At 44.3% G+C, this 11,082-nt stretch carries 7 protein-coding genes; all 7 read left to right on the top strand.

All coding sequences use genetic code 11. The features are described from left to right. Positions 1–57: 57 nt before the first annotated feature. Positions 58–321 (top strand): ATP-binding protein, encoded by a 264-nt coding sequence (locus ABWW03_RS18750; RefSeq protein ID WP_353411005.1) that lies wholly within the window; start codon positions 58–60, stop codon positions 319–321. A 200-nt stretch (positions 322–521) separates the two neighbouring features. Further along, entirely contained in the window at positions 522–6,650 is a 6,129-nt protein-coding gene (locus tag ABWW03_RS18755; protein WP_353410993.1) for an RHS repeat-associated core domain-containing protein, read from the top strand. A 202-nt stretch (positions 6,651–6,852) separates the two neighbouring features. Next, entirely contained in the window at positions 6,853–7,203 is a 351-nt protein-coding gene (locus tag ABWW03_RS18760; RefSeq protein ID WP_353410995.1) for a hypothetical protein, read from the top strand. Between the two features lie 212 nt (positions 7,204–7,415). Then, positions 7,416–7,712, top strand: coding sequence for a hypothetical protein (locus tag ABWW03_RS18765; protein WP_353410997.1), 297 nt, complete (start codon positions 7,416–7,418; stop codon positions 7,710–7,712). A 1,059-nt stretch (positions 7,713–8,771) separates the two neighbouring features. Continuing rightward, entirely contained in the window at positions 8,772–9,653 is an 882-nt protein-coding gene (locus ABWW03_RS18770) for a hypothetical protein (protein WP_353410999.1), read from the top strand. 45 nt (positions 9,654–9,698) lie between these two features. After that, positions 9,699–10,415, top strand: coding sequence for a DUF2971 domain-containing protein (locus tag ABWW03_RS18775; protein ID WP_353411001.1), 717 nt, complete (start codon positions 9,699–9,701; stop codon positions 10,413–10,415). A gap of 385 nt (positions 10,416–10,800) precedes the next feature. Continuing rightward, positions 10,801–11,082, top strand: a 282-nt coding sequence (locus ABWW03_RS18780; protein WP_353411003.1) for a hypothetical protein, incomplete at its 3' end; no start/stop codon positions are given.

The following is an 11,082-nucleotide window of genomic DNA, read 5'->3' on the forward strand; positions in this document are numbered from 1 at the left end:
GTAGCAAAAAATTATCAACTTACTAAGCACAGGCTCCGAATTGTTTAAACTGGTGGGATTCCATACTCATTCCTCCGCACCCTATCGGACGCTCAGTGGCAAGATCTTCTTGAGATTACCGAACAGGCCGAGTTTCCCCGATCAACTACCAGCCAACTTCCGATTGCCCAATGGCAAGATTTTATGGGAGAACCCACCATTCTCGACGCTATTTTGGATCTTATTGTCCATCATGCATATACCTTCAACCAAAAAGGCGAACCCATACGGAAAGTTCATTCTCAAATGAAGGCATCAGCAAAAGAAACGCGTATGAAGTGATTTGATATGGTTTTTATAAGATTATACAGGCGAAGCAATCAGTAGCAGACTATAGAATTAGGCTGCTCTGTTTTGCCCCAGCATTCGATTCCATCAGCTTTGGGGTTGTTTTTTATGCCACAGCATGAATAATAACCACTCTTAATTGGTTCGCCACTAGGATGAGCTTCATTGGTAACGCAGTATTTCAAGGATAGATCATGGCCTTTCGTGTCTTGCGCGCCCTCTGTGCGTCTGTATTTGCACTTCTTTCCAGTAGTTTTGTGTTTTCAGGTGGAGCTTTGGCGGCTCAAACCTCAGCGCCCCCTGGATTGAGTCTCCCAAGTATTAGCCTTGAATCAAATCTTGGCGGTGTATACCGTGGAGAATTGCCCGGCCAAGCTCGCGTAGACCACTTGGGAGCGGCGGTCTACGAAATTCCCTTGGAAATCCCTGGGCATATAGGCGCCTTGCGCCCTAATCTGAGTATTTATTACAACAGTAATTCTAATGATGGCCTTCTGGGGCGCGGATGGACAATACGTGGGCTCGAAGACACTATTGAACGTTGCCCTATGACCAAGCTGCATGATGGACAGGTTGGAACAGTTCGTTATGACGGTAACGATCGCTTTTGTTTGAATGGCCAACGTCTAATTGCGGTACAAGGTGCCTACGGCGCAAACGGAACCGAATATCGTACTGAGAATGATCGCTTCGCTCGCATCACTTCGATTGGTCAAAAAGGCAGTGGCCCGGCATCGTTTAAAGTTGAAACCAAATCCGGTTTGGTGAAGCATTACGGTACTGAAACGGCGAAGTATTTGACGTTCGATCAGAATAACGTGGTGACTTGGGCGTTGAGCACCGTAGAAGATCGCTTGGGGAACATGTACAAATATAGGTACGAGTCCATCAGTAGTGGTTTTCAAGTTCGACAAATTGCATTTGGACACAATGGTGTAGTCAGCAGCCGACAAACAATAGAGTTCACCTTCGGTGGGCGAGCGCAGAGAAATTACCAAGGTGGTTTCTATAAAATGGCGGCGCCTCGTTTTATTACCCGTATAAAGAGTCATGTAGATTTTCGGAGAATCTCCTATTACGAGTTTGAGTATGATTTTGCTTCTACTCAGGCTATTCCTCAATTAAAAACAATCCAGAAGTGTGGTGAGAGTGGTTGCCCTTCGCGATTAAATGTGGAGTGGGCTGGTAAAAGTATATTAGCCGCAAGTTCCCAGACACTGGATGTACCCTACGAGCCTTTTAAGTCGACAGGCCCAAATTATTGCCCGAAAGTGATGCAAAAATATCCACGGTGGCATGACTTTGATGGCGATGGCCGTTTGGACTATCTGTTTCTTGAGCCCCAAAGCTCGTTTAGCTTTAATGCGGCTTCAGTTCTCAACACGAAGCTGTGGGTAAGTAGTCGCAATGCGATTGAAACTTGGCCCAGCGATGCGGCTAACGATGTTGAAAAGTTGATCTTTGGTGACATCAATAATGATGGTAAAGCCGATATTGTTAATATTGACAAAGATGTGTCAGGTAATATTGAAGTTTCCCTATCCACTGGAACGGCATTCAGCACTCAAAACTGGGGTTTAGCCCCTATCGATCAAACTGTAACAAGCTGGCAAAGTCAGTCATATACGCAAGCTGCGCATGACATTGACTACAGTTTGCGCGATATGAACAATGATGGGCGTGCTGATCTCGTCACAATGTTCACATACTCGACCAGTAAACCGTACGGTTCAAATACGGTGACTTACTATTGGGTGGATGTATATGTAAGTTTGAATACGGGAGCAGAGTTTTCTGCTGAAGTGAAATGGGCTTCGGGTGTGGCCGGGGCTGCTGATTCCGGTACCTCTTGGACAGACGTCAATAATGATGGCCTTGTTGATTTGATCGGTGTCGATCATACGTTCTTCATCAATGACGGCACTCAGTTAACTGGGGAAATGTGGGCTAATAACAACAACACGAGCTATCCCGTGAGCCCGGGCGCGGGTCGAGCGCGATTCATGGATGTGAACCGTGATGGACTTCCTGATCGATTGTTGTATACGAATGTGAATGGACAGCTCGGTTGGTTCGTGAGGCACAACAACGGTATCGGTTTTGAAACTTATGACGGCTTCTTTAGCAGTTCTAGCTCAGGGTTTATTCCCGATATGAATGGTGACGGCTTTTTGGATACGTCAACATTCACCGTAAATGGCCCTATTCATGTTCATGGCGGAAACAGTGTAATCAACCTTTCCTCCAGTAGTTATGTAGCCAGTGGATCTGTGTCGGCGCACGCTCCGCCTTCGGAACCTTATGCCAGTGGCTCGTTTAATATGTTGAGCGGGCTCCCAAGTGGGTTCAACAGTCAAGGGCACAAATTCCACCGTGAGTTTTTAGATTTTAATAATGATGGCAAGTTAGATCATGTGATTTCACTAGCGGGTGTCTGTCACAATGGCGCGCAGTTTAGTTATCCAACAATGCAGTTTGCTGAAAAAGGAAAAATGCTTTTGCAAATCAACGCCACAGTTGATGCGAATAAGGTTAGCAAGATCACAAATGGTTTGGGTGCCTATACACAGTTTACCTACGATTCGATTGCCAATAGTAGTGTTCATACAGCGACCAGTGGGGCGGCATTACCAATAAAGGATGTAACCGGTGGCCAAACCGTTGTTCACACCCTAAAACAACCCAATGGTATTGGTGGTGAGTGGACCAAAACTTACAACTATCAAGGGCGCAAATTAAGTATCGATGGTCGCGGCGATTTAGGTTTTGAACAAATTACTGTGAGCAACTCTAAAACGGGTGTTGCGACAAAGACGAGTTATTCCCAAGCCTTCCCAACGACGGGGCGACCTATTGAAATCGAAAAGCAACATATTGTGAGTGGACGTCGCCTGTCTCGCACGCAGTACACCTATACTACCCAAGGGACTGTCGGCAGTGGCCCTGTCTTTCCTTATGTGAGCAGTTCAACAAGCCAAAAGCATGATCTAGAAGACGGTCGCTTGCTTAGCACGAGAATTGTAAACAATACTGTGGATGCTTACGGCAACATAACTTTGTCCAGTACAGAGCTCAATGATCATGAAACCGGTGTAACGTTCAATACCCAAAAGCAGCGTAATTTTACCGTTAACACGGGTACTTGGCGTCTGGCACAGTTAGATCAAGAGCAAGTGCAGTTTGGCCACGGTGGTATATTTGATACCGCACTTACTCGCACGACCAGCTTCGATTACTATACGAATGGATTAGTCCATCACCGCTATCAAGAGCCCAATGCTGGAGAGCCCCTTGAATTAACACAGCGGTTCGAGTACAACAACAAAGGCCGCCCGACTAAATCCGAAATTTCTGGCCCCGGTATTCCAGCGCGAGCCAGTACAACTGTATATGGTAGTTTGGGGCTGTTGCCGTCTTCAACCCAAAATGCTTTGGGCCACCAAACCACCTATCAATGGAAAAAATCTGGGCAACTGATTCAGCAGGTCGATCCCAATGGCATAATGGTGGCTAACAGCTATGACAGTTCCGGGGTACTGAAAACCAGCACCTTACCTGGTAACAATACAGTTCAACATTCATTACGTCTTGACTCCACCAGCCAAAACAACGGGGCGAAATATTACGCGGAGGTTGTGCCCAACGGAAAACCTGCCGTGCGAACTTTTTACGATATTCTGGGGCGTCCAGTGCGTGTCAGAACCCAAAGCTTTGACGGGCGCTACGTGAATCAAGATACCCAATACGATGCCCATGGCCGCCCGTATAGGGTCTCCGAGCCCTATTTCGATGGCGCTACTCCTGTTTGGAATATTACCCATTACGATGCCTATCACCGAATCAGTTCGATCGATACGGCCGATAATGTTTCCGATACCACGTTTGATTACGACGGTTTTGAGACGGGTGTGAAAGACAATGCCAATCGTCGTCAGGTGGCAAAAACCAATGCCAATGGTTGGTTGATTGAATCTGTTGACAAGGCGGGAACCAAAACTGACTTTAACTATAACGCAGCGGGTCAGCGCACACGCGTGCGCAGTGCGGTGGGGTTAAGCAAACAGTTTTCAGTGTTGTATCAATACGACCGATTGGGGCGTATGACGCAGCAGGATGACCCGAGCCACGGGGTGTACAGTTACGAGTACAACGCGTTGGGGCAACGAGTCAAAGAAGTCAGCCCGAAAATGTGGGCGGCCAGTCAAAGTGTGCAGTTTGCTTATGACCTTTTGGGACGTATGACCCATCGCTATGAACCTGAAGGCACAACCACATGGGAATATGACAATACCGCCAATGGCAATATGGGCCTGGGTAAATTGCATCGCGAAAGCATGACGGGTTTCAGTCGTCAGTACGCGTACGCAGCCGGTCAGTTTGGTCGTTTAACGTCAACCACTACTCAGATCCAAAGTGTGAGCTACACCGAGGGCATGAGTTATGACAGTGAAGGTAATCTGGAAACCATAACGTATCCGGTAACTCCGGGGAGTCCGACGGGGTGGAAAGCACGTTATCAATACAATGATTTGGGCTTCCTGGAGCGTGTTACGAACGATGCGGATACCGAGGTGTATTACCAGCTGGTCAATACGGATGCGGCAGGGCGCTTAACCGAGCAATGGATGGGCGATGGCAGTACCTTAACTCAAACCTACGCTGCGAACAGTTTGCGAGTGACTTCGCAGGAAACGGTAAAGGCGGACAATAGTGCCTTACAACATTTTAACTACGCCTACGACAATCTGGGCAATATGACACAGCGCCAGGATGTGACGCGTAATCTAAGTGAAGCTTTTACCTACGATAACTTGGATCGTTTAACCAGTGCTCAGGTAGCAGGCCAAACCAAAGTGGATTATGGTTTTGACGAAGCCGATAACATCACTTTGAAATCGGACATCGGCAGCTACGGTTACAGCGCCACTCGAGCAAATGCGGTAATTGATACCGTATTGAATGGCGTGGCCTCCAATTACAGCTACGATGACAATGGCAACTTCTTTGCCGGCGACAATATGCCTGGTGCCACCTGGAGTAGCTATAACAAGCCATTGACCTTAACCGAAGGTAGCCATCGCTATGAGTTCAGTTACGGACCGAATCGTGCTCGCTATCGCCAACTCTATAAAGAGACTGGACAAGCGGATCGTGTCACGCATTATGTTGGGGGTAACTTTGAAGTCATTGCCAAAGGCAGCACAACGGAGTATCGCCATCTGGTGAGAGCCAATGGCCGCGTGGTCATGATGCGCCGAGAGAAAACTGGGAGCACACCAAGCACAGATCATGAATACCTGCACCGCGATCATTTAGGATCGATCACGACGATCAGTAGAGAAAGCGATGGCAGCGCTCTAGGCGAAGTCAGCTACGACGCTTGGGGTAAACGACGCAGTGCCACCGATTGGGTCAGCGCTTATCAGGCACCGGCAAGCTTCGACAACTTTGATCGAGGCTACACAGGTCATGAGCATCTTTCAGGTGTAGATATTATTCATATGAATGGGCGGGTTTACTCGGCTGAGCTGGGTAAGATGATGAGTCCTGACCCTGTGACGGCAGAGCCAGATAATGGGCGGAATTATAATCGGTATGCTTATGTTTACAATAATCCGCTAACATACACGGATCCATCTGGATATGTAGTATGCCCAAGGGGGGGAGATGGTACTTTGAATTGCCCGCTCGTTCACAGTGATATTTCAGGTATTTCAGTAGTTGATCCCAATAGTTTTTTTGGCCAGCACTTAAGTAGCATTTTTTCCGATTATAGCTTGGGGCAGATCAAGGATGCATTAGATAGCTCGGAAAGCAATGACACTCCGAGCTCTGATGACTCATCTGAATCTGAAAAAGAGGAATTTGATTGCAGTCAAGATTCTGGGTCGGCGTGTATAGGAGTTGTGGTAAAGATAGTTGACGTAAATAACTCGTCTGATGCGATTGATCATTACTTTTTTGGTGACGGTGAGGCCGCTAGATTGAGCGACAGAGTTAAGCAGCTTCTAATGGATCATCCAGATATTCTTGAGCAGGTGGAAAAAAATGCTTGGGGGGAAGAAAAGCCTCCAAATAGAATAGATATAGATTTCGAGTTGGATTTGGATTGGGATACGTTTCATATTGGCGACACCAAAGTTAGCTATACAGAAACCTGTGTAAATGGAAAATGTACTATAACTTTTACCGGACCGTTATTTGATAGGGAGGGTAACGCTGATAGATTTGAAGATCCTCTGGATATTGGTACCGAGCTATACGGTGGTGAGCCCTTTGAGTATTTGCCATTTGAATGGACTGTCAACTATGAAAAATACTAAAGACTAGCTACAAAGTTCAGGTTTATTAATCATGATTGCAAGATTTCTAATAGTTCTTAATTTAGCTTTTTTAGCTTTCAGTCTTATCTACCTTAATCCATGGAAGTTATACGATTGTGGTCGATGGTATAGCAAGCCAATATTGCAGTTGGGCCTCTCGCCGACATGGTTTAACAGTAACTTTCAATTCAATAGAGAGAATGTGGAAATCATTTCGAGTTCCAGAGGGAGCTCACCTGCATTAGATGAATGGGTTAGTGGGCATGAATTGTTTAAGGAAATATTGTCTTATTTAAAAGACGATATTCCAGGAAGGATAATTTTTAAGGCCCGAAGCTGGGAAGGTGAAGTTGAAATTTACTCGCTTGGACTCTATGAGAAATCAGACAAATATGAGTACGAGGTGTTGCGCCAGTCTGCCGAGAGCTTCGCTGGAGTTTGGGTGGATCTGTCCAAGTCTAATTGTGCTGTGGGTATCTCAAATTTTTATCTTATTTTGATGCTGATTTTTGTAGTAATTGTGAACATAGCTTTAATTCGAATTAGCAGATAGGACATCCATCTATAGTTGATAGTGATCATTTATGACAGAAAGGCGTGCAGTCCATACCGGAATGTGGACTGCCCTGGGTTTCGTAGACACTTCTGGATTATTATTGAGTTTTTTCCTACCCAAGTTCATCTGAATTTTTATTGACGCGGAACGGTGGGTTAACTTCAATGTTTCAGCTTGCTCTTAAATATAAAAGAAACGTAAATGTCTAAATGAGCATTGAATTGGCGGCTAGGGTGGTGGTTGTAGTTTCTGCATTGTCAGTTCTAGTGAGCGTGATTAAGTTTATTTCTAATTTTTCAGTTTTGGATAATGAGCGGTGGTTAGAGTTGGGTAAACCATATTTCAGTAACGGAGGACACAATGTCTATGTGAAGGAGATAGCGGGATACCATAAGCTGGGTAAAGTTAAAGCTTTAAGGGTCTATTCGAGAGTTTATAGAATTTGCGGCTTAATTACTTTGGGCGCAATAATTATAGGTGGCTTTAGCCAACACAATGGTATTTAGTGCCAGCTAACTTTCTCGATGGCACCTCAGCAGTTATCAATTATGTTCCTGGTGCGTATGAAAATACCGTTGGGATAATAGTTGATGGGGCCTGTTTCTTTGGTGGGTGCCAAGATGAATTTTTTTCAAAAATTGTATGTTAGTTTCTATGTGAACTCACAAAAATTGAATGGTGATAATACACCTCATAATTACTACGCTTGTTTAGCGATGACTATGTTAGAAATACTGCTGTGTCTCAACACGGTAACAATGGTATATGCATTTTGTAGTTTTACCTTTCCGGTTGAGGTTAAGGCGCTTTTTCTAAACAAGATGTTCGCGCCATTGGTCGCGGTTGGGGTTGTCACTGCGAATTACGCTTACTTTACTATAGGCAAAAGGTACCAAAACTTGTTGTCATCGATAGAGCCTCAGGCTCGGCTTGCAATGAGATTTTTGGGGGTGAAATGGTTGCTAACATCCTTTGTATTTGAAGTGGTTTTGGTAGTTCTTATGATTCAAACCAATTAAAGTAAATAACTGTTTTAGTGATTTCTGAGCATCCATACTGACAAAATTTATTGAGTTTTTAATCTATGGAAATTTTGACAGTAAAGATTAGCGAAAAGTTTTCTCGGCTTTTCGGGGTGCTCTGTTTGAATATCATTTCAAGTGTATATTACTTTCGAATGAGCGTTCCAGATCCTGTTATAGCTTATTCGATGGCGGGGTTATTTGTTCTTTTGTTGGCCGAGTTGGGCTTGGTCATTTACCGAGAAGTTAACGGCAAGCCCGACACGCCAAACAGTAGTGAATAATCCTGTTTCACTTTTAAGGCACGCTGCGGTTTAGTTGTATGTTAGGGCGGACTATCTACCATACCTGTAAGGCCTTGAATTACCGTCAAATCCACTCCCATATGCTAGCATTTTGTAGCAGTTTTTGTAGCAATTCATTTCCACTAATATGGGTGGGTGTTTTTTATATAGCTTTCTCTGCCCCGCTTTGAGTGACTTGTAGGGCTTAGGTTTACTGGCGTTTAGGCATGCTTGTCTGTCCGTAGGAGGTATGGTTTGATTGAAGCAAGTTACGTTTATTAACTTTGATACGGAATGTTTGATGGCTGTTGATCGATTTGCAATTGAGTACGCACTTTTTTCACCTTCTTTAAGTGATACTGCAAACGATTGCAGTGTTTCTGATTCCATTAAAATCCCCCCAGCTGATTATGTTCATGCGCAGATGAAGGGGAAAATTTGGTGCCCAGAATGCTCCCAGCCTCTCACTAGAAGCCCTCTAGTTGGCTCTCGCTCGAAAGGGGAGGTGGAAGCGTACTATAAGCATAAGGTTAGTGGTGACGCGGAATTGTGTGGCCTGATAGGTAGGAGGGGAGGTTCTGGAAGAGGCTATCTCCCAGGGGATGTGATTTCGATTGATTTTAGTGGTGGTGTTTCTTTAGATGGTAAGGGAGACCCAAAAGCGCGAGGCGGTAAGAGGCACAAGGGTGATGGCGGTGGCGGTAGTGTTGAGGACGGGCGCACTCCTAGGGTCCCAATTGTTCGAGAGTTGTCATCTATCTGTAAAAAATTAGATGTAAACCTTACCAAGTTTGTTAACTTCAACGACGACACTGAACCGCAGAGACTAAGAGATTTAATTAAAACCAAAAATAATATTGATAATACATCTAGTGGTTACGATATTTACGTGGGTAAAGTAACGGAGTTTGAGGAATTATCATATAAATACTGTATTAAGTTCGAGGGTTATGGCGGCTTGTACCTTTATGCTGATAACAGCGTCGTAAATAAGTCCAGGCTGCCTAGTCGAGGTGTAGGGAGTTATTTGATGATATATTCCGAAGTTGATAGTCGAAGTCAGTTACACGTAGACCAAGCGAAGTTTTTCGCTTGCATTCCCCCTGCTTACAATCATTGTATTGAGGACTTGGATGCGTAAAACTAGGAGCGCATAGGGCTTGACTCAAGCCCTGTTGGATTGTGGATGAAAATATACAAATTTAGAAGCTTGTCTCCTGAGTCTAACCCCGAGCATGTGTATCAAATGATTTCGGAAAGCTCCTTTTGGTGCGCTTCCCCAGAGTCTTTAAATGATACTAATGAGTTTCGTTTCAAGATGAACTACGTTCCAACTCATAATACAGGGGTTCTCTTGATGAAGAGCTTGGAGTCTCATGGTAGGAGTGGTCGCCCTCCGTATGTGACAGCTTCCTATGCAATATTAAATAACTCATTGGATGAAGTCACTGAGCCCATCATTAGAGATGTTATTAGCCAGTGCCGTACTAATATTGGGATTACCAGCTTTTCCGTATCTGATTCCGGTGAATGGCTTTGGCGCACATATGGAGGGGATGGAAATGGAGTTGTTGTAGAGTTTGAGGTTCCTGATGACAGCATTGGACATGATTTCCATTTTGTAAACTACGTGGACGACCATGAATTTCATGTAGACCTTTTTCTGAGCTCTAATTTGGATGACAGGAAGAGCTTGTTTAGGGAGATGCTTTGTACAAAGACAAAAAAGTGGAAGCAAGAACAAGAGGTTAGGTTTTTAGGGAATGCGCCAAATACGAGTGTAAAAATAAACAATTGCGTGACAGGTGTCGTTATAGGAAAGAATGTGTCCTCTTCACATCGAAACAACTTGGTTCAATTGTGTGAAAGTCGAGGTATAAGCGTCAGATACCAGAACGCCTAAAGTCAGAAGGCGGTTTCCTTCTGGACCCACCAATTCTTTAGTATTCAGATTAGGCGGCTTTAGCTTTAGTGGTTGCTCTACTCCTTCTACACAATATCATATGTTGATATTCTCTTGCAGGCTTATACCGGTAAATTTTGCCACCATTGATGTGGCTTAGTTTTTTTAAGATCACTTAGAGCCCTATTTATAAGGCTTTATAAGGTGCTTATAGTCTAGGAAGAGTGGTGAGATTATAAGGAATACAATTATACTTAATATTAACTCTAAATAGAGGCCTTAATAGCTGCTAAATGGATCAAATGAAATGAATACATATAGATATCAAATAAGATATTAATATATTGCTTTAGTAGTTATTAGCTAATAGTTAAGGAAGTAGGGATTGACTGAAACATCTGACCAATACAAGAAAAGACAGATAATAAATGCAATTGAGTCCGTAAATTGGACATATAGGATCTCGGTGTTCCTGAAGCTATCTAGTGAATGCTCAAATGCTAGACAGCACTTTACATCTCTCCGTAAAGCCTTGGGGCGTGGAAACGGGGTTAAAGGGTTTTTTTGGAAGTTGGCGATTAAGAATGCCCCAAAGTACTATTTTGATGATCTAGAGGGCGAACGAGGCTATTTTACGGCACCGTATTTAACTTTGTACTTTGTTTCA

The organism is Pseudoteredinibacter isoporae, from assembly GCF_040372805.1.
GTDB lineage: Bacteria > Pseudomonadota > Gammaproteobacteria > Pseudomonadales > Cellvibrionaceae > Pseudoteredinibacter > Pseudoteredinibacter isoporae_A.